18 protein-coding genes are annotated in these 23,739 nt (G+C 67.3%); 12 read left to right on the top strand and 6 right to left on the bottom strand.

The genetic code is table 11. From position 1 onward, the window contains the following. Positions 1-185: 185 nt before the first annotated feature. The 3 genes from IEY88_RS31595 to IEY88_RS44535 all read left to right on the top strand — a co-directional run bounded on the left by IEY88_RS31595 (position 186) and on the right by IEY88_RS44535 (position 8,561). On the top strand, positions 186-6,299 hold the full coding sequence (locus tag IEY88_RS31595; protein WP_229693960.1) for a PA14 domain-containing protein: 6,114 nt from the start codon (positions 186-188) through the stop codon (positions 6,297-6,299). Positions 6,300-6,416: 117 nt separating this feature from the next. Then, on the top strand, positions 6,417-7,172 hold the full coding sequence (locus IEY88_RS31590) for a hypothetical protein (protein WP_189158557.1): 756 nt from the start codon (positions 6,417-6,419) through the stop codon (positions 7,170-7,172). Between the two features lie 222 nt (positions 7,173-7,394). Next, complete coding sequence (locus IEY88_RS44535; RefSeq protein WP_229693959.1) at positions 7,395-8,561, top strand: RHS repeat protein; 1,167 nt, start codon at positions 7,395-7,397, stop codon at positions 8,559-8,561. 7 nt (positions 8,562-8,568) lie between these two features. Here the strand turns inward: IEY88_RS44535 and IEY88_RS31580 are convergent, their stop codons facing one another. From IEY88_RS31580 to IEY88_RS31560, 5 genes are all read right to left on the bottom strand, one after another. Next, a complete protein-coding gene (locus IEY88_RS31580) occupies positions 8,569-9,054 on the bottom strand; it encodes a DinB family protein (RefSeq protein WP_189158556.1) in 486 nt (161 codons plus the stop codon). Beyond that, entirely contained in the window at positions 9,051-9,221 is a 171-nt protein-coding gene (locus IEY88_RS31575; protein ID WP_189158555.1) for a DUF397 domain-containing protein, read from the bottom strand. Before IEY88_RS31575 ends, IEY88_RS31580 begins: the two co-directional genes overlap by 4 nt. 13 nt (positions 9,222-9,234) lie before the next feature. Next, positions 9,235-10,068 carry a helix-turn-helix domain-containing protein gene (locus tag IEY88_RS31570; RefSeq protein ID WP_189158554.1) on the bottom strand — a complete coding sequence of 278 codons (834 nt, stop codon included), beginning with the start codon at positions 10,066-10,068 and terminating at the stop codon, positions 9,235-9,237. Positions 10,069-10,177: 109 nt separating this feature from the next. Beyond that, positions 10,178-11,557 carry an ArnT family glycosyltransferase gene (locus IEY88_RS31565; RefSeq protein ID WP_189158553.1) on the bottom strand — a complete coding sequence of 460 codons (1,380 nt, stop codon included), beginning with the start codon at positions 11,555-11,557 and terminating at the stop codon, positions 10,178-10,180. Positions 11,558-11,586: 29 nt separating this feature from the next. After that, positions 11,587-13,173, bottom strand: a complete 1,587-nt coding sequence (locus IEY88_RS31560; protein WP_189158552.1) for a thiamine pyrophosphate-binding protein — start codon at positions 13,171-13,173, stop codon at positions 11,587-11,589. 430 nt (positions 13,174-13,603) lie between these two features. On the opposite strand from IEY88_RS31560, the gene IEY88_RS31555 reads away from it, so the two are divergent. The 4 genes from IEY88_RS31555 (at position 13,604) to IEY88_RS31540 (ending at position 16,238) form a co-directional block, all read left to right on the top strand. Next, on the top strand, positions 13,604-13,960 hold the full coding sequence (locus tag IEY88_RS31555) for a PLDc N-terminal domain-containing protein (RefSeq protein ID WP_189158551.1): 357 nt from the start codon (positions 13,604-13,606) through the stop codon (positions 13,958-13,960). 166 nt (positions 13,961-14,126) lie between these two features. Beyond that, complete coding sequence (locus tag IEY88_RS31550) at positions 14,127-14,558, top strand: signal protein (RefSeq protein ID WP_189158550.1); 432 nt, start codon at positions 14,127-14,129, stop codon at positions 14,556-14,558. 204 nt (positions 14,559-14,762) lie between these two features. Beyond that, the gene (locus tag IEY88_RS31545; protein WP_189158549.1) at positions 14,763-15,584 is read left to right on the top strand and encodes a hypothetical protein; all 822 of its coding nucleotides are present in this window, start codon (positions 14,763-14,765) and stop codon (positions 15,582-15,584) included. Positions 15,585-15,626: 42 nt separating this feature from the next. Then, on the top strand, positions 15,627-16,238 hold the full coding sequence (locus IEY88_RS31540; protein ID WP_189158548.1) for an ANTAR domain-containing response regulator: 612 nt from the start codon (positions 15,627-15,629) through the stop codon (positions 16,236-16,238). 1 nt (position 16,239) lies between these two features. Here IEY88_RS31540 and IEY88_RS31535 read toward each other — a convergent pair whose 3' ends face one another. Further along, a complete protein-coding gene (locus IEY88_RS31535) occupies positions 16,240-17,646 on the bottom strand; it encodes a hypothetical protein (protein ID WP_189158547.1) in 1,407 nt (468 codons plus the stop codon). Positions 17,647-18,096: 450 nt separating this feature from the next. Here IEY88_RS31535 and IEY88_RS31530 point away from each other — a divergent pair, with 450 nt between their 5' ends. The 5 genes from IEY88_RS31530 (at position 18,097) to IEY88_RS31510 (ending at position 23,556) form a co-directional block, all read left to right on the top strand. Then, the gene (locus IEY88_RS31530; protein ID WP_229693958.1) at positions 18,097-19,323 is read left to right on the top strand and encodes a branched-chain amino acid ABC transporter substrate-binding protein; all 1,227 of its coding nucleotides are present in this window, start codon (positions 18,097-18,099) and stop codon (positions 19,321-19,323) included. 78 nt (positions 19,324-19,401) lie between these two features. Beyond that, positions 19,402-20,316 (top strand): branched-chain amino acid ABC transporter permease, encoded by a 915-nt coding sequence (locus IEY88_RS31525; protein WP_189158546.1) that lies wholly within the window; start codon positions 19,402-19,404, stop codon positions 20,314-20,316. After that, positions 20,313-22,028 carry a branched-chain amino acid ABC transporter permease gene (locus IEY88_RS31520; protein WP_189158545.1) on the top strand — a complete coding sequence of 572 codons (1,716 nt, stop codon included), beginning with the start codon at positions 20,313-20,315 and terminating at the stop codon, positions 22,026-22,028. Before IEY88_RS31525 ends, IEY88_RS31520 begins: the two co-directional genes overlap by 4 nt. Further along, positions 22,025-22,843: an ABC transporter ATP-binding protein gene (locus IEY88_RS31515; RefSeq protein ID WP_189158544.1), complete on the top strand. Its 819-nt coding sequence runs from the start codon at positions 22,025-22,027 to the stop codon at positions 22,841-22,843. Before IEY88_RS31520 ends, IEY88_RS31515 begins: the two co-directional genes overlap by 4 nt. Next, positions 22,840-23,556 carry an ABC transporter ATP-binding protein gene (locus IEY88_RS31510; RefSeq protein ID WP_189158543.1) on the top strand — a complete coding sequence of 239 codons (717 nt, stop codon included), beginning with the start codon at positions 22,840-22,842 and terminating at the stop codon, positions 23,554-23,556. Before IEY88_RS31515 ends, IEY88_RS31510 begins: the two co-directional genes overlap by 4 nt. The last annotated feature ends 183 nt before the right edge of the window (positions 23,557-23,739 follow it).

Raw genomic sequence — 23,739 nt, 5'->3', positions numbered from 1 at the left:
GAGTGTGATTTAGGCCGAACGGCTCATTGCTTTCGTATGTCCGTTTTCGGCATGCTTTGCGACGATCACTATCAAGGGGATCGTCCGGGCTGCGGAGCCCGCGCGCTCCCCTTCATCCTGGGGGATACAACAACATGACGCGTCGCTCAGCGACGCGGCACACTCGTGCGCGAAGATTCGCACGGGTGCTTGCCGCTGCGCTCGCAACCTCTCTGACGATCAGTCTGGCGTCCGCACCCGCGTTCGCCGCGCCTCCCGCGAAGTCTCCGGCCGTCGACACGACGCAGCTGCCGGTGCTCAAGGGGCGCGAAGTGCCCGCACCGCCGATCGCGGCAGCGGATCCGAAGGCCGACTTCGGCCCGCTGGCCAAGCGGGAGACGTCGAGCTTCGACCCGGAGAAGTCGAAGGTGACCTCCCGGTCGATGTTCGTCGACGAGTACACCAACCCGGACGGCACCAAGACGATCAAGCAGTCCACGGAGCCGCTGAACGTCAAGGACGCCACCGGTTCCTGGCAGCCGGTCGACTCGACGCTGGTGGCGGACACGCCGACCCGGCGCGTGAAGGCCAGGCAGCACCCGCTCAACCCCACCCTCGCGGGCAAGGCCGACGATGCGGCGCTGATCACCGTCGAGTACGACGGGAACAAGGTCTCGCTGGCGCCGGAGAGGCCGGCCAAGGGCAAGCAGGCCAAGGTCTCGGACTCCAAGGTGGAGTACACCGACGTCGCCGCTGACACGGACCTGCAGTACGAGGTCACGGCGGGCTCGGTCAAGGAGACCATCCTGCTGAAGAAGGTGCCCACCACCAACAAGTGGCGGTTCACCCTCAAGACCGGCACGCTGACGCCGACCGTGACGGAGCAGGGCACGGTCGAACTGCGGGACGCCAAGGGCACCCCGAAGATCGTCATGCCGCCGATCGTCACCTGGGACTCCTCCGGCAAGGCCGAGGAGACGCCGCCCGCCCAGACCGGTGGCACCTACGCGGTCGAGAAGTCGGGCCAGGACTGGGTGCTCACGGTCGCGGTCGACGAGGCGTGGCTGAAAGACCCGAAGCGGGTCTACCCCGTCAGCGTCGACCCGACGTTCAGCTTCGGTGTCACCTACGCCGAGTCGTACAAGTCCGACGGCTACTGGTGCCAGATGTGCAGCGTGCAGTTCGGCAACTCGCTGGACCGCGGTGACAAGTACTGGCGCAGCGCCATCCGCTTCGACTACCAGTCGTTGTACGGCCAGCGCATCGTCGGCGCCAAGGTCGACGTGACGAAGAAGAGCGGGCCGCTCAGCCCGGACAAGACGTGGCCGGCGCAGCTCTACCACGCCTCCGCGATGGACTTCAACGGTCTCGGAGGCCTGCTGGCCACCGGTCTCGTCGGCCAGGTCGGCTCGCTGACCGGCGACAGCCTGGTGAGCTTCCTGCAGCACATCGCGGACATCCGGCACATGGCCACGTTCATGATCGTGGGCGCGGAGCAGCCGGGAGCCTGGACCTACAAGGACACGGTCGTCACGCTGACCGTCGACACGGGTTCGGCGCCGCCCGCGCCGACGCTGGTCGGTCCCGCGGACCACAGCGTCATCACGAACACGACGCCGACCCTCGAGGTCAGCCCCGTCAGCGACCCGGACGGCGAGCAGGTGAGGTACTGCTTCACCGTCGCGACCGGTGCGGACGCGAAGTCGGGTGTCGTGGTCGACTCCGGCTGCCTCGACACTCCGAAGTGGACGATTCCGTCCGGCGTCCTGCAAGACGGTGTCTCCTACACGTGGCAGGCCAAGGCCGTCAGCGGTGCCACGTCGAGGATCCCGAGCTCGGTCTTCCACCTGAAGGTCGACCAGCGCATCGGCAACCGCGGCCCGGCGCCGGGGGACAAGGTCGGCCCGATCGAGGTGAACCTCGCCAACGGCAACGTGACGACGTCGATCTCCTCTCCGACGTTCACGACGGTCGGCGGTACCGCGGGTCTGAACATGACCTACAACTCGCAGCAGCAGGAGCAGAAGGGCCTGCGGGCGTCGTACTTCCCGGACCTGTCGCACAACGGCGAGATCAGCCCGCAGCAGGAGCCGGTGCTGGTGCGCACCGAACCCCAGGTGAACGTGGACTGGGGCGACACGTCGCCGTTCGCTCCCGCACTGCCGAAGGACTGGTTCGTCGCGCGCTGGGAGGGCTACTTCCAGGCACCCTCGACCGGGGACTACCAGTTCGCCGGTGTGCACGACGACCGGTTGCGCGTGTGGGTCAACGGCAACTCCGTCTACGACCAGGGTTGCTGCAGTGACGTGAACTGGGGTGTCGCGACCAGCGTGAAGCTGACCGCGGGACAGCGGGTGCCGATCAAGGTCGAACTGGCCGAGGCCACCAGCTGGGCGTACCTGCGCCTGTTCACGCGCACGACCGACGGCACCACCGTGCCGCCGCAGATCATCCCCGCCGACTGGTTGCACTCCTCGGACCTGCCCGCACTGCCCAAGGGCTGGACGCTGAGCGCCGACCTGGACGGCAGCGGCACGGGCTTCACCGAGGCCAAGGTCACCGACCAGAACGTCGTGCTGACCGACGCCACGGGTGCGAAGCACACGTGGACGAAGAAGACCACCGGTGGCTACACCCCGCCGGACGGCGAGTCGGGCACCCTCGTGCTGGACACGGCGGGGCGCATCACGCTGACCTACGGGTCGGACGTCTTCGTGTTCAACTCCGCCGGCAAGCTCGAGTCGCAGACCGGTGCGATCGACGCCCGCAAGCCCGCGGCGCTGCAGAACGTCTACGACGGGTCGCCCTCGCGGCTCAAGGAGATCAAGGACCCGGTCTCCGGCCGTTCGCAGAAGCTCTTCTACAACCGGCCGGGTGACGACTGCTACGCGGGCGCCACTCCTCCGCCGGACGCGGAGAACCTGCCTCCCGCGCAGATGCTGTGCCGGATCCAGTACTGGGACGGCAGCCAGACCAGGCTGTTCTACCACCGCGGGAACCTCGCGGGGGTGGAGGATCCCGGCCGCGAGATGACCCAGTTCAGCTTCACGACCAACGGCCTGCTCGACGGCTTGAGGGACAGCCTGGCGGTCGACTGGGTCAGCCAGGACCACGCGAACCGCAACAACGACCGCGCGAGCTTCATCGTCCACTACGTCGACCACACGGCGACCAGCCCGGTCGTCAAGCAGATCTACGAGCCGGTGACGTCGGCGGCCGTGGAACGCGGTCACCACGCGTACCGCTACGACCGCGCCCAGCGGACGTCCTTCGTGGACATCGCCGGGGTCAACCCGCTGTCAGGCTTCTCCCGCAAGGTCGTCTACGACGACGCCTTCCGGATGCTGACCAGCACGGACGCGACCGGCAAGACCACGTCGCAGACGTGGAACGTCAAGGACCAGCTGCTGACCAGCACGGACGCCGCCGGCCGGGTGTCGTCCACGCTGTACGACGCGCAGGACAGGCCGACCGACAACTACGGTCCTGGCCCGGCGTCGTGCTTCACCGGCCAGGAGCTGAAGCCGGAGTGCGTGGCGACCGTCCCGCACACGAAGACGAACTACGACGAGAACCTGAACGGTCTCGCCGTGTCGTTCTACGACAACAAGGAGCTGACCGGCACGCCCAAGGTGTACCAGACCGGTCTGGCCGCGGACGGCACGTTCGTGCGGAACTGGGGAGAGGCTGCACCCGCCACCGGCATCGCGGCGGACAACTTCTCCATCAGGGCCACCGGCGACATCGTGTTCCCCGAGGCGGGCAACTACAAGCTCCGCGTCGTCGCCGACGACGGCGTCCGCGTGTGGATCGACGACGCGAACGTCATCGACGACTGGATCGACACCGGCTCGAAGTGGCGCGAGGCGACGGTCAACAGCCCGTCGGCGGGCGCCGCGAAGAAGATCCGCGTCGAGTACTACGACCTCACGTCGTTCGCGCAGCTCGAACTGCACTGGACCACTCCCGGTGGCACCCAGCAGGTCGTGCCCGCGGCGAACCTGAAGCCGAAGTACGGCCTCACGACGTCCGTGACCAAGGGCGAGTCGCTCGGACTCACGCCGTCGGTCACAACGACCAACTTCGGTGAGAACGGTCTCGACCCGGTCTACGGGCTCGCCAGCAGCAACACGGCGAACGGCAGGCAGGTCAAGACGTCCTACGAGAACGTCGGCACCGGGTACCTGCGCAAGACCGGCGTGACCGCGCCGAACAACGCGCAGACCACCTACGTCTACTACGGCGACCAGGAGACGCGGGACAACCCGTGCACCCCGCAGGTCGAGGCGATCAACCAGGGCGGGCTGGCGAAGCTCACCAGGATGCCCGCTCCGGCGACAGGTCCGGCGCGCGAGGACGAACAGATCTTCGACGCCTCGGGCCGTGTCGTGGCCGAGGGCAGCGCGGGCAAGTGGACCTGCACCACCTACGACGAACGCGACCGCGTGGTCTCGGTCAAGTACCCGGCGAACGGCTCGGCGGGGGAGCGCGTCGTCACCACGAACCACGCGGTGAACGGCGATCCGCTCGTGTCGAGCGTGTCGGACCACAACGGCATCGTCACCACGAGGGTCGACCTCCTCGGCCGCGTGGTCGAGTACACCGACGTGCACGGTGTGCGCACGGAGTCCACGCATGACCGCGCCGGACGCCTCATCACGGAGAAGGTGAACCTGCCGCAGAACACCGCTCAGGTCATCACCAACACCTACGACGACGCGGGCAGGCACCTGACCGTGTCGCTCGACGGCACGCTGCTCGCCAAGCCCGCGTACAACGCGGCCGGTGAGCTCGCGTCCGTGGCGTACGCCAACGGCACCTCGCTGTCGGCGATCGGCAAGGACGGCACCGGCCAGGTCACCTCGCACACGTGGAAGACCAAGCCCGGCGCCGAGGTCACCGCGGCCGTGACGCGCACCCGTGCGGGCACGATCGTCGACGAGACGCTGAACGGTTTCGATGCGGGCGCCGGTGGCCACAACTACATCTACGACACGGCGGGAAGGCTCACCAAGGCGGCGGTCAACGGCCACGTCTACACGTACGACTTCTCCTCGTCCACCGCGGAGGGGTGTCCGGCGGGTTCGATCGGCAACGCCGGTGCGAACACCAACCGCGTCAAGCTGCTCGACCAGACCGCGAGCGGCACGCAGACCACGAACTACTGCTACGACGCGGCCGACCGGCTGCTGGCCACGACGGGTCACAACGCGGTGTCCGGCATCAAGTACGACGACGCCGGCAACACCACCGAGTACGCGGTCAACGGTTCCACGACGCACCTGACGTGGGACGCGGCCGGCCGCAACATCAGTGCCCGCTCGGTCGGCGCGGACCCCGCTGCCGTCGCGTACCAGCGCGACGCCAGTGACCGGATCGTGCGCCGGGGTGCGGAACAGGGCGACGCGCAGACGGTCGTGCTGTACGGCTACACCGCCGAAGGTGATGCCTCGGACCTCGCGCTCGGCGAGGACAAGAAGCTGCTGACCCGCTCGATCTCGTTGCCCGGCGGGGTGTTGCTGACGATCAACGGTGACACCCGGTCGTACGACCACCCGAGCGTGCGCGGCGACACGGTCCTCACGACCGACGCGGCGGGCAACCAGGTCGGTCAGTTGCGGCACTACACGCCGTTCGGGGAGCCGCTGGCCGGCAACGGTGCCGTCGACAACGACAACGTGCCGGACAACCAGCCAGGCCAGATGGACTACGGCTGGCTCGGGCAGCACCAGCGCCCGTACGAGCACGCGGGTGCGTTGTCGATCGTGCAGATGGGAGCACGGCCCTACAGCCCGCTGCTCGGCCGGTTCCTGTCCGTCGACCCGGTCGAGGGCGGTTCCGCCAACGACTACGACTACGTCAACGCCGATCCCGTCAACGCCAACGACCTGGACGGCAAGTGCCCGTTCTGCGTCGTGGCGGCCGTGATGGGTCTGCGGGTGGCGATTCCGTGGGCTGCTCGTGCCTCGGCGCCGTACCTGTTCAGGTTCGGTGCGTGGGCCGCGACCAAGGCCGCGCCGCGGGTCTGGTCCGGCATGAAGTGGACCGGCCGCAAGGTCGTCGCGGCGGGCAGCTGGGTTCGCAACACCGCGGTGAAGACCGTCAGCCGGGCCAAGGGCGCCTTCAAACAGGCCAAGGCACGCTTCCAGGCGAGCAAGGCCGGAAGGCTGTACAACCATGTGAAGATGAATCCCCGGGTAATGCGGTGCAAAGACAACATGCGCGAGATGTCGATACGTCTGGCGACGTCAGTGACCGCCTGGAGCATCAGGATGATCGCCAGCGGCACGGCGTGCGCGATCGGTCTGTTCGGAAGATGATGAGCCAGATCTCCGTCCACTTCGGTTCGAACCGGGCATGAGCAGAACAAAGTCGGGGTGGGGCGTTGCGAAACGTCCCACCCCGTTCGTTTCGACACAGTGTTGAGGTACCAACAGATGAACATCGATGTCGCTCTGGCCGGAGTGTTCGATCGAAACTCCCCGGATCGAGGGGCGCGCATCCGTGCTCTGGTCGAGTCCGACGACGCGAGCGTCGATGCTCACATCGAAGCTCTGCTCGAAGAGCACAGCCGATCGATGGCAGTGGCGCCGATTCTGTGCCGTGTGCTCGCGGAACGCCGTCCGGACCGCGATCCGTCGTACGTGCTGGAGTTCTTCGGGAAGGGACGCAAAGGTGACCCTGCCGATTGGCTGGTACGCCGTAGTCCCTACCGCAGCCCGGCGTTGTGCTACTACGGGATCCCACGGCTGCGGCTGTTGAAGCCGGTCGAGCACCTGGCACGAGATCTGGGACAGTGGTCGGCTCACCGCCGGGGCATCGCGGTGGTAGGGCTGGGGGACACGGCTGATCCTGAGGCCGCGCGGCTCGTCGCCGGCAGACTGAAGGACTGGCGCTCGAAGATTCGAGTGGCGGCGGCCGATTCGATTCGGCGGCTGGCCAGGGACGGCGCCCTGCCTCCGGAATCGCTGGACGTCGTGGGTGATGGGCTCGTCGCGTGTTTGTTCCACCGCAAGGAGGCGGTGGTGCGGCATGCCGCCGCAGCGTTGGCGGTCCCTGCGCTGAAGGAACGGCTGGTCCTGGTTCGGCAGGCCGGCACGCTGTCGCCAAGCGCGGCATCCGAGGTAGACGACGTGCTTGCCGGTACTGTCGTGTCGTTGAGGGAGAAGCTTTGGCCGGGCGAGATCACATGATGGTCAGGGCGTGTCACATTGGAGAAGGTGAACCGGCCCCTGACCCGGTGCAGACCATCACCTGCACCCACGACGGCTCGCCGAGCCGTTGTCAGACGGCGGATGTCACGTCCGCAGTCTGACAACGTGCCCACCAGTGCACCCTGGTGGCAGCGCAGGCGAAATCGCAAGATCGAGGCGTTCTGCGCGGAGAGATTCCACCGCTGCCGAAGATGTGGACAGGTGAACGCCGGCTATTCGCCGGTCTGGCCGTCCGCCAGTTCGCGGAGCAGTTCTGCGCAGGAAGTCCAGGAACTCCCAGGCGAGCACGGCTTCGTCGGCGAGTTGGTGCTGGGCGAGGACAAGAAGCTGCTGTCCCGCTCGCTCTCGTTGCCCGGCGGTGTGCTGCTGACGGTAGGCACGCAGTCACGTGCCTACGACCACCCGACCGTGCGCGGTGACTTGTCGCTCAGCACGGACACAACGCGCAAGCAGTTTCGGCGCTCTCCGCGCGTTCTCGCCATTCGTGAGCCGCTGGCCGCCAACGGCGCGGTGGACTCGGACAACCGGCCGGGTCAGATGGACTACGGCTGGCTCGGTCAGCACCAGCGTCCGTTCGAGCATGCGGGTGCGTTGACGATTGTGCAGATGGGAGCTCGGCCGTACAGCCCGCTTCTCGGCCGTTTCCTGTGCGTCGACCCGGTCGAGGGCGGTTCCGCCTACGACTACGTCAACGGCGACCCGATCAACGAGACCGACCTCGACGGCAAGTGGTGGGCCCCGAGCTGGTTGCGCAAGGCGGGCAACTGGGCGTGGCAGAACCGCAACCGCATCGGCCACTGGGTGGTGACGGGACTGACGGGCGTCGCCGCCGGTGTCGGTGCTGGCCGCGTCGCTGTGGCGCGGTGGGCGGGCGAACCCGTCACCCGCCGTGAGGTCGTGGGCTGGATGGCGTCCAAGGCGTTCGGTGGAGCCAGGAAGGCGGTCTTCAAGCCGGCGGACTCGGTGGCCGCACCCTCCGGAAGGTCTACGTCAGACCAAGGCTTGGAACAACTCGACCAGGCTCAGAAGCCACATCTCTGCAGGAGCGGGTCTTCTCATCAACCGCAGGAACTGGGAAATGAAGTTGTTCTGATCTGCGCATGTATCGCCAGAGTCGTGACCGCACTTCGCGAATCCGGAGGATGCGATGGGTGTTGTTCAACGCTTCAAGAAGTTCTTCATGGAGCGAGTTTTCGGGTTCGTCCTCGTCATGGGGTTCGCGTTGCTCAGCAGTCTGGCGCTGTGGTTGCGGACCACCTTCTGGGTGGGGCTCGCCTGTTTCGTGGGACAGATCCTGCTGTTGCTCGGCGGGATCGCGTTCAGCGTGTTGCGCGATCGGTGGCGGACCCGTCGCGGCCGCACCGCTGACTGAGTCCTACTCGCCGGTCTGGCCGTCCGCGAGTTCGCGGAGCAGGTCCAGATGGCCCACGTGGCGTGCGGTTTCCTGCGCCACGTGGGCCAGGATCCACCGCACGGTGCGCTTGCCGTCCGCCGCCGTCGCGTCCGGGTCTAGTTTCTTCAGCGCCTCGGCGTTCGCCCATTCCTCGCGGTAGGCCTGGATGAGCGACGCCGGGGTGTCGTCGTCTTCAAGGTTCCAGGACGGGTCCGGGTCGCCCCGCCAGAGTGACGGCAGGTCGAGGCCCGCGCCCGCGATGCAGAGCCAGTAGCGTTCGACGGCTGTCAGGTGCTTGAGCAGGCCGAGGGGCGTCAGCTTCGGGGATGTGGCGATCGGGGCTGTCGCGGCCTGCTCGCGGGTGAGGCCCTCCACCTTCATCACTGCGGTCTTGCGGAGGAAGTCCAGGAACTCCCAGGCGAGCACGCCTTCGTCGTGGGCGAGGTTGGTCGGCCAGGATCGGGTCACCGGGTGAGTTTGTCAGCCTTCGTCGCCGTGAGGAACGCGGTCCACGCACCTGGTCCGAGTGCGATGTGGGTGGCCGGAGCCTTGCTGTCCCGCACACCGACGCCGTGACCGATCTCCACGCAGTCGGTGCCGTTGACGCTGTAGGTGCTCTTTCGCCACTCGGTCATCTGACGTGCCCCCTCATGAGGTCAAGCGTTCGATCAACTCCATCGATTGTTCCGCATCCAGTGCGACTCGGTCGAGAGAGCTCACGATGTTCTTGTACGCCTTGGCGGAGCCCTTGTCGTCCAGGAAGACGGCGTGGTTCTCAGCATCGATGAACACGACCGGTTCCAGCTTGTCGAACGTCATGAGGGTGAAGGATCCGGCCAAACCCGCGTGCGCCCCCGCCGACGTGAGCAGAATTCGGTAGGTGATGTACGGACGGACTCCCATGGTCACGAGGTGGTGCAACTGGTCTGACATGACCTCGGAACTGCCGACCGGAAGCCGTAGCGCCTGCTCGTGGATGTAGAACGTCATGTCGCAGCGGCGTCTGAACAACTGCTGCTGACGAGCGGCACGAGCTGCGACGCGTTCGTCCGCCTCCCGCTGGGGAGTGTTCGGGTTGCTGGCGATCAACGCGCGGAAGTAGTCCGGTAGCTGGAGCGGTCCGGGGATGAGGTTCATGCTCCAGCAGATGCTCTCGGCGGCCACCGCTTCGTGCTCGCTGAGCGTGCGGGGCAGTACCGGTTGCCTCTCGCCGTGCACCTGGAGCCAGCCTGACCGGTCGGCCTCGCGGAACACCGCCAGCAGGTGGTCGGACTCCTCGATCGGCGTGCGGCAGACGCCCAGCAGCCGGACGAGGTCGTGCTCGCTGATACCTCCCTTGCCGTTGAGCAGGTCGGACAGCTTGGCGGGGTCCCAGCCCGCGAGGTGGGCGGCGCCGCGTCCGGTCAAGCCCGCCTTCTCGAGGGCCGCGCGTATGCCCGCGCCGAACTCACGTCCTCGGACAGTGGAGTCTCTCTTTGGCATGAAATGAAGCTAGAGCCACACAACCAGTGTTTCCAACAAGTTCGGGCGAATTCAGCCGAAGAGGGGTTCGTGGTGGAGCTGCTCCAACGTCCTAAGTGGCCGGTGTTGTTCAGTAGTAGTGGCGGAGCTTTGGCCAGAAGGAGTCCCATGGTTCCGTTGGCGCCGTGCACACCTTTATCTCCGTGCCGTCTTCTTCGTTCTCCACGGGGTTGTGGTGCGTGGCGACGACCTCGCAGTCGTCGAACGGCGGCTGCCTGAACCCGACCAGCAGGACTTTCGAACTGGTGGGCTCTGGCGGTCCCCAGTCGTAGAACGACATGTGGCCGGAGTGCACGGGGATCTCGGTGTAGGCCTCGATCGCGCCGGCCTGGCCGTAGTTGCGGGTGATGACGACGGGGCGGTCGTTGTCCTGCCAGGCGTCCTGGACGGTCTGGGCCAGTTCGCGCCAGCCGACCTGTTCGCCCTGTTCCGGGTTGATGGCGATGACCGGGCCCAGGGCGCTCGGCGGGAGGATCGGCAGCGAGCCGACCACGGCCGGCACGACGCTCAGGGTCACCAGGACGCTGCCGAGTTTCTTGTTGCGTCGCAGCCATTCTTGAGCCTGGCGCGCGCCTGCGGCCATCAGGACGAGCAGCAGCGGGACCGCGTAGTACGGCTTGCCGCCGGTGATGAGGCACAGGACGCAGAGGATCGGGTAGGCGAGCGCCATCGAGCGGAAGGTCCTGTCGCGCCAGAGGTTTCGCAGGCCGATCAGCCACACCGGGACGAGGAGCGGGGACAGCATCAGGAGCTGCATCGGGACGAACATGATGCGGTTCTCGGCGCCGTCGTCCTCGCTGATCCCGCGGGCCACCGTGAGCAACGGGAAGTCGTGCAACGCCTGCCACACCACCACTGGAGTAGCGATGACCGCGCACACCGCCACACCCGCGGGGAGCCACCACGTGCGCAGGACGGTGCGCGGGCCCACGGCCAGGAGCGCGGCCCCTAGTGCCGCCAAGAGCAACAGCAGGAGCCACTTGTTGGCCAGGCCGACGCCTGCTGTCGCGCCGAGGGCGAGCCACCAGCGGCCGTCGCCGGATTTCAGGAGCCTGACGGCGAAGTAGCCGATGAGGACCCAGATCAGCAGGTCGACGGTGGCGGTGGAGAGCATGTGGCTCACGGCGAGCACGAACGTCGACGTCGCGGAGGCGGCGGCCGCGAACGTGGTGCCGCCGCCCAGTTCCTTCGCCGTCAGGGCGACCACGACGGTGATGGCGAGCGCGAAGAGCGTCGCCATGACCCGCAGGCCTGTCGGGGTTTCGCCGAACACCTCGGTCGTGAGGCGGGCGAGGACCGGCGTGATCGGGGGCTGGTCCACGTAGCCCCAGTCGGGACGTTTGCCGGCTGCGACGAAGTAGAGCTCGTCGCGGTGGAAGCCGTAGCGGCCGGACAACGCGGTCAGCACCACCGCCTGCACGATGAGCACGATCCCCAGGCCACGTCCCATGAACGGGACGGTACCGAGGACGTGCCTGATCAAGTGGCGTTTTTGCGGTACCAGCGCGGGGACGTGGTGATCGGCGGGTCGAGGTGCGCGTTGACGACGATCATGGCCGGGCCGGAGGCCGCCGCCAGTGCGTCGGCCAGCCCGTCGAAACCGTCCAGGGTGACGGCCGGGATGCCGAAGCTCTCGGCCAGCCTGGCGAAGTCCGGGCGGGTCAGGTCGACACCGCTGATCGCGTGGTTCGCGATCCGCTGGTCGTAGCGGAGCATGCCGTAGCCGCCGTCGTCGACGAGCACGATGGTGAGCGGCAAGCCTTCCTGCCTGAGAGTGGCGAGGTCGCCGCACGCGAAGAGGAAGCCGCCGTCGCCCACGACCGCGATCGTGCGGTGGTCGACCGCCGCGCCGATCGATGCCGGGAAGCCGAAGCCGAGAGTGCCCCAGCCGACCGGGTAGGCGAGGCCACGGGGTTTCGTGACGTGGTGGAAGCCGCCGATCCAGTAGCCGGGGATGCACATGTCGGCGACGATCGTGGCGTCCGTGCCTTCCAACGCCCGCAACAACTTCATGGCCTCGGGGGAGTCGGCTTCGGCCAGCGCGCGCACCTCGGCGTTGACGGCGTCGATGTCGACGGAGGCTTGTTTGGCGGTCACCTCGTCGGCGAGCGCCGCGGTGACGACGGCCGCGTCGCCCTCCAGCGTGACGTCCGCCGGGTAGTTCTTGTTCGCCTCGGCCTTGTCGATGTTGATGGCCAGCAGGGCGGGCGGCTGCGGCTGCGACCAGTTCTGGGTCATCATGCCGTCGAAGTCGGTGCCGATGCCGATCACGAGGTCGGCGTCGTCCCACAGCTTGCCCACGGGCGGTGCGTGCACTGGGCCTCGCACGACGTGAGGGCTGTCCGTCAGGCCGCGTGCGCCGTACGTCGTGATGATCGGTGCTTGCAGTTTCGCGGCCAACGCACTGATCGCGTCTCCGGCTCCTGACCGCGCCGCGCCGCCGCCCGCCCAGATCAACGGTCGCACCGCTGCGGAGATCAGGCGTTCGGCCTCGGTCAGGTCGACGGCCGCGTGGACGGGTTCGACCTTCGTGACGGTGTAGTGCGGGACCTCGGCGGAGAGGAAGTCCGTGGGGACGCCGAGGTACACCGGACCGTGCGGGCTCTGGGTGGCCTGCTGCACGGCCTTATCCGTGTACGCGGCCACGTCCACAGCGGAAGGAACGTCGAACGACGCCTTGGTCACCGGGACGAACATGGCCTTCTGGTCGCGTGTCTCGTGCAGCACGCCGCGGTGGACGCCGGGGCGCCGGAGCGTCGACGGGATGTCCGTGGCGATCACGAGCACCGGGCTGCCGGACGACCACGCCTCGCCGGTGGCGCCCAGGGTGTTCGCCGCACCGGGGCCGGTGGTCACGATCGCCACGCCCAGCCTGCCGGTGGCGCGTGCGTATCCATCTGCCGCGTAGACCGCCGTCTGCTCGTGGCGCACGCCGATCATGCGGATGCCTGGATGTCGTTGCAGCGCTTCCCAGATGGCGAGGTTGTGCACGCCGGGCAGTCCGAACACCACCTCGACGTCGTGCGCGGCCAGCACGTCCAGCAAGCTCTCGGCACCCTGGGGCATACCTCCGACGCTAAGGCCCGCTTACGGCCTGGACAACGGGAGTGCAGCAGGTCTGGTGCTCAGCGTCAGGCGCGGAACGGCTCGGCGGCGTGGTCGTCGACGTGGTCCAGTCCAACTGGGACGGTGTGAACGTTCCGGCCGGCGAAACGTCGTTCGAATCGAGTGGAGGCTATTCGGAGCGATGAGCCGAGTTCGGAACAGCGGCCCGTTGTTGCCCCTTTTCCTCCTGCGGGGTCAATTGGTTGCTCAGGTCGGCGGGCAGCCGCCATGGGCCTGATGGCCGCAGGGGCGGAGTGCTGTCAATGCCGCTTTTGTTTCGGTGGATTCACGGCTTCGTGAATTGGCCGCGAGATGATTGACGTGTGAACTGTGTTCTCGGAGTGGCACTTGTGTCAACATGTGCGGCGACCGCACGACCTGGGGGTAGGAGATGCTGTACTTCGGTGGGCTGTTCGGAGTGGTGATGCTCGGCGTGACGATCTTCGCCGTCGTGGACGTGATCACGACGGACGAGGGTTCGGTTCGCAATCTGCCGAAGATGATGTGGCTTCTGCTGGTCTTGCTGTTCCCGTTGGTGGGCTCGATCGCCTGGTTCGTCGCGGGCCGTCCGGTGGTGGGGACCGGACGCGCGCGTTTCGGAGCGCACGAGCGGAGTGCTCCTGCTTTTCCCGAGTACGACCGGCCGGGACGGTTCGCGGCCACTCAAGCTGATGACGATCAGGAGTTCCTGCGCCGCTGCCGTGAGCGCGCGGAGGAACAACGACGCAAGGGACGCGAGAACCAGTGAGGATTGTCCTGCTGTTCTTGGTTGTTCTGCTCGCCGGATGTGGCGGAAACGCGCAAATGGCGGCACAACCCCCACCTCTCCATCGTCCACTTCGGACAAACTGGCGCCGGCCGACTTCCAGGCCCGCTGGTGGACCTGGGCTTCCCAGCCCTCGGGCAGCAATCCGGTGTCCGACACCTCCGGGCGCTTCTGCATGCGGGACCAGCCGGTCGAGGTCTGGCTGCTCGCCGGGGCGCTCACCGAAGGTCCGGTCGAACGTCAGTGCCGGGTCCCCGCCTCCAAGCCGTTGCTCGCACCCGTCGTGAATCTCGCGAGCGACGTCACCTCCTGCGAGACGTTCATGAAGAGCGCGCAGGGCGAGGTGCTGCTGGACGGCTCGACGCAGACGCTCACGAAGGTGACCGCCACGCCGTTCACCTACGAAGCGCGCGCGGGCAACCCGTACGGCACCTCGGCTGGCCGGATCAACTCCGTCGGCTGTGGTCTCTACGCGTGGATCCCCGCGCCGGCGTCCGGTGAGCACGAGCTCCTGATCCGCGGTTCCGGGGGCGGCAAGGAGGTCGACGTGAGGTACAAGCTGATCGTCGGCGCCCACTAGCCCGGAAAAACAGGTGCGCCGGTCCGGTACCGTGGTCAGTGGCGTCCGAGCAGACGTGAGGCTGGAGCCACTCCCCGGCACCGAGTGGCATTCTCCGCCGCAGTGTTCAGCAACTCCTGCTCGCTGAAGCGAACCGACCACCGAAGACGCGTGCACATGCGTCCTTGTCGGCCGAGCCGGGCGGCGGAAACGAGGACTGCTGTCATGGCACGTCTGTCCACGACGGACCAGCTCGCCGATCTCCGGCGCACCTACACGGGTGAGAACCTGTCCCAGGCGGTTCCGGCCGTCCGCGACGGGGACGCGCTGCTGCCCGACGCCACCACCGAGTCCCAGCGTCAGCTGGAGGCCGAGGTGCTGGTCGCGGGCTGCACCGCCGCGAGCATGCTCCAGCTGATGCCGCCCGCGAGCATCATCAGGCCCGCCCACGCGTTCCGGACGGTCGAGCCGGGGGAGACGCTGCGGCTGCACCTGAGTCCCAGGGCTCTCGGCCCGCTGCTGTTCGAACTGCTGCCGCGCACCGAGGGCGGGTTCGGCATGGGCGTCGCCGGTCTCGCGCACCGGCAGTACCGGCGGTCGGCCGAGCTGACCACCGGGGACGCCGGGGTCGTGCTGGCCGGGGTCGACGAACCGGCCTGGGATCTCGGCATGCGGTACGTGCGCTGGATGCACGAGCACCGCGGCGTCGAGTACACCGATGGCGGAGGTACCGATGACGCGGTCGCGGAATCGGCCACTGGGAGCGCCCTGCTGCGGCGAGTACACCTGTGGCATGACGCCAGCTGGTTGCGCGCACTCCCGATGGGCGGGGCCTGGTTCGCCGAGTGGGCCGGTGGTCCCTCGGAGGACGAGATCCGGCACAGCCTCGGCCACCCGGACTTCGGGACCACCCGGCAGATCGTGCTGCGCCGCCTCGACGCTCCGGCCGAGGACGTCGAGGAAGGCCTGCGGACCTATCCGTGGCCCGAGGAGTTCGTGTCTGCCATCACGGCCGGTGAGCCTGATCAGCGGCCTGACCACCGCTAGACTGCGCTTTCGCCCGCAGGAACGATCGTCAGGAGGACCCCGGTGACCCAGCAGGCTGCCGAGGCCCAGTCCGAAGCCACGCGCAAGGCCCCTCGCGTGCTCGTCGCCGAGGACGAGGCGCTGATCCGCCTCGACCTCGTGGAGATGTTGCGCGAAGAGGGCTACGACGTGGCGGGCGAGGCCGCAGATGGTGAAGAGGCCATCAAGCTCGCGACCGAACTCGACCCCGACCTCGTGATCCTGGACGTCAAGATGCCCAAGGTCGACGGGATCGAGGCGGCGCAGCACATCGCGGGCAACCGGATCGCGCCGGTCGTGATCCTCACCGCGTTCAGCCAGCGCGACCTGGTCGAGCGCGCCCGTGACGCGGGTGCGATGGCCTACCTGGTCAAGCCGTTCCAGAAGCGGGACCTCGTGCCCGCGATCGAGCTGGCCATGAGCCGGTTCAACGAGCTGGCCGCGCTGGAGCAGGAGGTCGCCGGGCTCACCGAGCGCCTGGAGACCCGCAAGGTCGTGGAGCGCGCCAAGGGCGTTCTCATGACCAAGCAGGGGCTGAGCGAGCCCGAGGCGTTCCGCTGGGTGCAGCGCACCGCCATGGACCGCCGCACCACGATGAAGGCCGTCGCCGAGGCCGTCATCGAGAACTTCGGCTGAGTCAGCTTCCGCTGAGTTCGAGCAACACGGAGTCCGTCTGCCGCCCCGGATCCTCAGGGCGCAGGCGGACTTCGACGTTGTGGCTGCCTTTCAGCTCGATCAGCAGCTCGTGCCGGCCACCTACGCCACCGGGCATCGGCACGGTCGCCGCGAGAGAGCTGTCGACGTACACCTCGAAGCCCGCTATAGGCGCCACAGAGCGCGCATGGGCGGCGTCGAGGGTGACGACCAAGGTCACGTCGTTCGGGCCCTTAGCGGTGAACTCAGCGGTCATGACGGGCAAAACGGGCGGAGGCTCGGCCGGGGCGTTCTCCAGCTTCGCCGGCGACTGGCCCGGAATTTCCAGGTAGCTCTCCAGCACCTGGGCCTGCGACGCACCCGGCATCCGCAGCACGAACGGCGTCAGCGCGTGCGTCCCGGCTTCTCCGAGCAACTCGGCGGGCAGGTCTCCCACCAGCGTCAACTCGCTGTCCTCCGCCGTCGACCAGCCGCTCACCTCCGGCCGCAACGGCACCTTCGCCGGCCCGAGCTCCGCGACCAGGCCGTTCGGATCACCGCCGTCGCCGAATCGCACCGTCGTCCGCAACCGCGCTGAAGGCGCCGCACGCAACGGTGCGCGCGCTATGCCGATGCTCGGCGCCTCCTCGTCGGGTTCGAGCACGCGCAACGTGCCCGCGACGACCGGTGTCTCGATCACGTCGGTGACGGGCTGACGGCCACCCGTGAAGCCCACGGCGTCGATCTCCACGCGTCCGGGATAGCTGGCCGGCGGGGTGACGCTGATCAACACGCTCGCCTCGCGCCACTTCGGCACGACCGGCAGCGCCGCGATCTGGGCGCCATCTTGCATGACGCGCACATCGTTATCTGTCAGCACTGCTTCGAATCGATGCAGAACGCCTGCTCCACGCGTTCCGGGGGCCACGGAGTCGTCCACCACCACGCGGATCGCATCAGGAGGAGGTATGGGTCCGAGTCGATCAGGGGTTCCGGGGACCAGGTCGAGCACGAGCCTGCCGCGTGGCCCGGCCGCGTCCGTCACGACGGCCACCCGCCCCAGTTCGCCCGACTCGTTCAGCTGCATCGGCGTCCGTGCGCGCAACACGGCCGTGTCGTTCCCGCACGGCATGTCGAGCACCAGGCGGCCGCCGGAACCCGAACTCGGGTTGACGCACCCTCGCCGCCCGCTCAGGTGGTAGCGGCGTTCGAGGAACGTGTCGTCGAAGTCGTCCAGCCATCCGTCGATCGTTCGGCGCCAGCCGTAGTCGCTGGGCCGTTCCTCCGCCCTGACCGGCGAAGATCGCTGGCCGAACGCGTCCACCGCGCGCACCTCCGGCCGCCCGGATCCCGCGATCTCGGGCGCGACGACGAGCTTCCCGGCGACCTCGTAGCCGGCCGCACCGTCCACGGGAGTCCATTGGACCCGCCCGTCGCTGCTCCAAACGGTGGACGGAGGGCTGGGCCGGGCCGGCTGAGATGAAACCTTGACGAAATCCGCCGTGTACTTAGTTAAGCGAACGGCCTCTGAACTGGGCTTCTTCGAGGCATCATCGGTGGCACGCAGAACCAGCACCGCCGCGACGATGATCGCGACAGCGCCCACCGCGGTGATCACCCGACGACGGGGAGTCATACGTCCACGTTATGGCAGCCGTCCAAAGAGTGAACGAAGGTTACAGGCTGTGAGATTGCTTAAGTAAAACATAACGCCGCGTTGCGTTATGGTCACGAGCCCATTGGCTTTGATGACTGCGGTCACAGTCATCGCCTAGGTTCCGGCCATCCCTCAGGAGAGGGTGATGGAGCGGCGCGCGGAGATCTCGCGCAGCCGGGAGCAGGGATAGAGGAGGGACATCACGTGCGTAAGCACTCTGTGAAGTCCGCAGCGATCGTCGGTGCCTCACTGCTTGTTCTTGCAGCCTGTGGCTCGAACAAGGATGAGGGCAGCGGTAGCAACGGGGGCAGCTGCGACACGTCGAAGGGCACTCTGACCGTCGGTGTTGTCGCCCCGTTGTCCGGGAACCTGTCCGCTCTCGGCGTCGGCATCAAGCAGTCCGCCGAGCTCGCCGTGGACGAGGCGAACAAGAAGTGCACGGTCAAGGGCTACAAGTTGACGGTGTCCGCCCAGGACGACGAGGCCAACCCCGCCAAGGGTGCCCAGGCCGCCACGAAGCTGTCGACCGACCCGAACGTCGTCGGTGTCGTCGGCACGCTGAACTCGTCGGTCGCCCAGACGGTCCAGCCGATCCTGCGGGACAAGAAGATCCCCCAGGTGTCGCCCGCCAACACGAACCCGTCGCTCACCAGGGGCAACGACTTCCTGACGGCCCCGAAGCGGCAGTTCGACAACTACTTCCGCGTCTGCACCACCGACGACCTGCAGGGCCCGTACGCGGCCAACTACCTCGTCGAGAAGGCCGGCAAGAAGAAGATCGCGATCATCACCGACGGCAAGACCTACGGTGAGGGCCTCGCGGCCGAGCTGTCGAAGCAGGTCGCCAAGAAGGGTGGCCAGATCGTCGGCTCCGAGAAGGTCGGCGAGAAGGACACCGACTTCTCCGGTGTCATCTCCAAGATCAAGGCCCTGAGCCCGGACGCCGTCTACTACGGCGGTGAGTACCCGGTCGCCGGTCCGCTGTCCAAGCAGATGGCGTCCGCGGGCCTGAACGTTCCGCTGATGGGCGGCGACGGCATCTTCGACGGCAAGTACATCGAGCTCGGCGGCAAGGAGGGCGACCTCGCCACCTCCGTCGGCGCCCCGACCGAGTCCCTGGCCACGGCCAAGGCCTTCGTCGACGCCTACAAGGCCAAGTTCGGCAAGGAGGACTACGCCGCCTACGGTGCGTTCTCCTACGACGCCGCGAACGCCATCATCGGCGCCCTGGCCGCGACCGTCGACGGCGCTGCCTGGGACGAGTCGAAGCGTGACGCCATGCTGCAGAACGTGGGCAAGTACAGCGGCTCCGGTGCCACCGGTGAGGTCAAGTTCGACCAGTACGGCGACAGCACCAACAAGGTCCTGACCGTCTACCAGGTCACCTCGGCCAAGTGGAAGGACGTTCAGACCGGCACCTTCACCGGCTGATCGACTACCTAAACACTGATTGAAGCCACGGCGGGGGCGGGCGTTGTTTGCTCGCCCCCGCTGTCTACGGAGGTAGTCGTGTCAGTCCTGCTCCAACAGCTGGCCAACGGGGTCGTTCAGGGTGCGTTGATCGCCCTGATCGCCCTCGGGTACACGATGGTGTACGGCATCATCCAGCTGATCAACTTCGCCCACGGCGAGGTTTTCATGGTGGCCTCGTACGGAGGTCTCGCCACGTTCACCCTTCTTCCTGACGATCTCAAGAAGTCGGCTGCCGTGGCACTGCCGCTCATGTTCGTCGGCGGCATCCTGGTGGCGGTCGTCGTCGCCGTGATCATGGAACGGTTCGCCTACCGGCCGCTGCGCAACGCGCCCCGGCTGGCGCCGCTCATCACAGCGCTCGGCGTGTCCGTGTTCCTGCAGGAGGCTGTGCGCGTCTTCTACCCGAACGCCAAGTCCAACCTGCCGTACCCGAAGGTCTTCCCCGAGGGCAACCTGACGATCGGCTCGATCAACGTGTCGTGGACCGGCGTCATGCTCGTCGTGCTCTCGGTGGGTCTCGCGGTCATCCTGCAGACCTATGTCAACCGTTCACGCATGGGCCGCGCGATGCGTGCCACCGCGCAGGACCCCGACACCGCGAAGCTCATGGGTGTGAACCCGAACCGCGTGATCGTGCTCACGTTCATCTTCGGCGCCGTGCTCGCCGGAGTCGCCGGCATCATGTACGGCGGCTACCTCAACAACATCAACATCGACATGGGCTTCCAGACCGGCATCTTCGCCTTCACGGCGGCCGTCCTGGGCGGCGTCGGTAGCATCCGCGGTGCGGTCATCGGCGCGTTCATCATCGGTCTGATCAAGACCGTCGCCGGTCAGTACATGCCGGGTGGCACCCAGTACGACTACGTCTGGATCTTCGTCGTGCTGATCCTCGTGCTCGTCTTCCGCCCGCAGGGTCTGTTCGGTGAGCCGGAAAGGGTGCGCGCATGAGTACGGTCGACACGACTTCTGGCAAGCCTTCTCCGCTCGCGTCGCTCGGCAAGCCGTTCGCGGCCGCCGGTGGCGTGCTGGGCATCGTCGCGGCGCTCCTGCCGTGGGTCACGTTCAGCCTCAACGACGGCAACTGGCCGGACAAGTCCACGCTGCAGTTCTTCGACGCGCCGTTCGCCGTCACGGGCTTCCGCTGGCACGTCCTGCTGCTGGGCGTCCTCATCCTGGTCGCGACGTTCGCACCGGTTCCGTCGAGGGGCCGGGTCGTCCGGGCGCTCGGCTGGGGCCTCACGATCGTTTCGCTCGTCAACGCCGTCTACATCACGGTCAAGGGCGGTGGCCTCGGCGCCATCACGGCCGTCGACGGAGCCACCGCGTTCGGCGGCGTGGTCGGACTCGTCGCGGGTGTGCTGGCGATCCTCGCGGGCTACGGCATCGGCATCGGGCCGGTGGGCGAGTGGAAGTTCAAGATCTCCACGCCGGTCGCCTACCTGGTGCTGCTGGTCTCGTTCGGCGCGGTGCTCTACGCCGTCGCCGCGATGCTCACCACCGGTGGCGTCGGCTCGGCCAACCCGTACGCGGGCGCGATCTTCCTGTCGTTCCTCGGGTTCGCCGGCGGTCTGCTCGGCGCGCTGAGCGGCGTCGGTTACGTCCGCTGGATCTCGGCCCTGTCCGAGCAGCACCGCGTCTTCAGCGTGATCGTGCTGGCGGCGTGCGCGCTGCTGCTGCCGTTCACCGAGGCGGGCAACGAGTACTGGATGACGGTCGCGGCGAACATCGGCATCTACGCCGCCACCGCGATCGGCCTGAACATCGTCGTCGGTCTCGCGGGTCTGCTCGACCTCGGGTACGTGGCGTTCATGGGCATCGGTGCCCTCGTGGCAGCGAACTTCTCCGGTGCCGCCACCGCGTACTTCGGCTTCGACCTGCCGTTCCCGGTCGCCGCCGTCATCGCGGCCGTCGTGGCCGGCATCTTCGGCGCCATCGTCGGTTCGCCGACGCTGCGGGTCCGCGGTGACTACCTGGCGATCGTGACGCTGGCGTTCGGTGAGATCTTCACCCGCTCCGCGCAGAACGACATCGGTGGTTTCACCAATGGCTCCAACGCCATCCCGGGCATCCCGGCGCTGTCGTTGTTCGGCGCCGAGTTCAACAAGTCGTTCACCATCGGCGCGATCAAGCTGCCGGCCGGTGTCCTGTACTACGTCCTGATCGTGCTGCTCGTCGCGGCGACGATGGCGGTGTTCGCGAACCTCAAGTTCAGCCGCATCGGCCGTGCGTGGATCGCGATCCGCGAGGACGAGGACGCCGCCCGCGCGATGGGCATCCGCACCGGCAAGATGAAGATCCTCGCGTTCCTCATCGGTGCCATGCTCGCGGGTCTCGCGGGCGCCGTGTTCGCGCACAAGAACGGCACCGTGTCCTACGAGTCGTTCAAGTTCCTCGAGTCGGTCACGCTGCTCGCGGCGGTCATCCTCGGCGGCATGGGCTCGATCCCCGGCGCCGTTCTCGGTGCCGCGCTGCTGTTCGTGCTGCCCGAGAAGCTCCGCGACTTCGAGGACTACCGCCTCATGATCTTCGGCCTCGCGCTGATCCTGATCATGCGGTTCCGGCCGGTCGGCCTGATCCCCGATGCGCACAGGCGCGCTGAGATGGTCGAACGCGCCGATGAAAACGCCGATGAGGCGCATTTGGAGGCGAAGAAGGCATGAGCACGCCAGTTTTGGAGGCGCGCGACGTCTCGATGGTCTTCGGTGGCCTCAAGGCGTTGAAGGGCGTCACCCTGACGCTCGAAGAAGGCAAGATCGTCGGCCTGATCGGCCCGAACGGCGCGGGGAAGACGACGTTCTTCAACTGCCTGACGGGTCTGTACACGCCGACCACCGGCGAGGTGTTGCTCAAGGGCAACGTCCTGCCCGGTGACCCGGCGAAGGTGACGGAGGCGGGCGTGGCCCGCACGTTCCAGAACATCCGCCTGTTCCCCAGCATGTCCGTGCTGGAGAACGTCATGGTCGGCCGCCACGTCCGGATGAAGCAGGGCCCTCTGGCCTCGCTGTTCCACGGCCCGGCCTACCAGCGCGGTGAGAAGGCGGCCCGCGAGCGGTCGCGGGAGCTGCTCGCGTTCGTCGGCCTGAACAACGTCGACGACGAGCTCTCGCGCAACCTCCCGTACGGCGACCAGCGCCGTCTGGAGATCGCGCGCGCGTTGGCGACGGACCCGGCGGTGCTGCTGCTGGACGAGCCCACCGCGGGTATGAACCCGCAGGAGACGGAAGCGACGCAGCAGCTGATCTTCCGCATCCGCGAGACGGGTGTCTCCGTCGTGGTCATCGAGCACGACATCAAGTTCATCTTCGGTCTGTGCGACTCGGTCTCCGTGCTCGTGCAGGGCGAGCTGCTCGTCGAGGGCAGCCCCGAGGTCGTGCGGGCGGACCCGCGGGTGGTCGAGGCCTACCTCGGCAAGCCCCCGGACGAAGTCCAGCACGACGTCGAGGCCGCCGCTGCTGCTGAGGAGGAGCAGGCATGACCGCGCTGCTCGAAGTCCGCAACCTCTCCGTGTCCTACGGCGCGATCGAGGCCGTCCGCGACATCTCGTTCACCGTCGAGGCCGGCCAGATCGTGTCGTTGATCGGCTCGAACGGTGCGGGCAAGACCACGACCCTGCGCACCATCTCGGGGTTGTTGCGGCCGACGTCCGGGTCGATCCGGTTCCAGGGCAAGGAAATCCACAGCGACCCGGCGCACGCGATCCTCGGTGAGGGCATCGCGCACTGCCCCGAGGGCCGCCGGCTCTTCCCCCGGATGACCGTGGAGGAGAACCTGCAGCTCGGTGCCTACGTCCGCAAGGACGACGGCGTCGAAGCCGACATCCAGCGGGTGTACGAACTGTTCCCCGTGCTCGGCGAGCGCCGGAACAACAAGGCCGGGCTCTTCTCCGGTGGTGAGCAGCAGATGCTCGCCATCGGACGCGCGATGATGTCCAAGCCTCGGTTGCTGATGCTCGACGAGCCCTCCATGGGGTTGTCGCCGATCATGACGCAGAAGATCTTCGACACCATCAAGGAGCTGCAGTCGTTGGGCACCACCATTTTGTTGGTGGAGCAGAACGCGTTGGCTGCGTTGGCGTTGTCGGATCACGGGTATGTGATCGACCTTGGGAAGACCACTTTGGATGGTCCGGGGCATTCGCTTCTGGCTGACCAGCGGGTGCGCGATGCGTACCTGGGTGAGGCTCACTGAGGGTTTTGGGTTTTGGGAGCGGGGTGGGGGCTTGGCCTCTGCCCCGCTTTTGTTTTGGGTTTTGTCCTTTCGCGCTGCTGTCGTAGGTGGTTGGGGTGCGTTGGCGGGGTTGCGGTTGCGTGGTTCCCCTGGGGGCTCTGCCCCCAGACCCCCGGCAATCTCTTGGGTTCTAGCGGTCGTTGC

It is taken from the genome of Lentzea pudingi (genome assembly GCF_014646255.1).
GTDB lineage: Bacteria > Actinomycetota > Actinomycetes > Mycobacteriales > Pseudonocardiaceae > Lentzea > Lentzea pudingi.
Note: the sequence above shows the minus strand (reverse complement) of the source record. Positions and strands in the feature narration are given on the sequence as shown.

Excerpts from the sequence above, each read along its gene's own strand:
- IEY88_RS31515 (WP_189158544.1), top strand. The coding sequence starts at position 22,025 with ATGAGCACGCCAGTTTTGGAGGCGCGCGACGTCTCGATGGTCTTCGGT.
- IEY88_RS31575 (WP_189158555.1), bottom strand. The coding sequence starts at position 9,221 with ATGACCGAGTGGCGAAAGAGCACCTACAGCGTCAACGGCACCGACTGC.
- IEY88_RS31545 (WP_189158549.1), top strand. The coding sequence starts at position 14,763 with ATGGCACGTCTGTCCACGACGGACCAGCTCGCCGATCTCCGGCGCACC.
- IEY88_RS31565 (WP_189158553.1), bottom strand. The coding sequence starts at position 11,557 with ATGGGACGTGGCCTGGGGATCGTGCTCATCGTGCAGGCGGTGGTGCTG.
- IEY88_RS31555 (WP_189158551.1), top strand. The coding sequence starts at position 13,604 with ATGCTGTACTTCGGTGGGCTGTTCGGAGTGGTGATGCTCGGCGTGACG.
- IEY88_RS31520 (WP_189158545.1), top strand. The coding sequence starts at position 20,313 with ATGAGTACGGTCGACACGACTTCTGGCAAGCCTTCTCCGCTCGCGTCG.
- IEY88_RS31570 (WP_189158554.1), bottom strand. The coding sequence starts at position 10,068 with ATGCCAAAGAGAGACTCCACTGTCCGAGGACGTGAGTTCGGCGCGGGC.
- IEY88_RS31590 (WP_189158557.1), top strand. The coding sequence starts at position 6,417 with ATGAACATCGATGTCGCTCTGGCCGGAGTGTTCGATCGAAACTCCCCG.
- IEY88_RS31560 (WP_189158552.1), bottom strand. The coding sequence starts at position 13,173 with ATGCCCCAGGGTGCCGAGAGCTTGCTGGACGTGCTGGCCGCGCACGAC.
- IEY88_RS31510 (WP_189158543.1), top strand. The coding sequence starts at position 22,840 with ATGACCGCGCTGCTCGAAGTCCGCAACCTCTCCGTGTCCTACGGCGCG.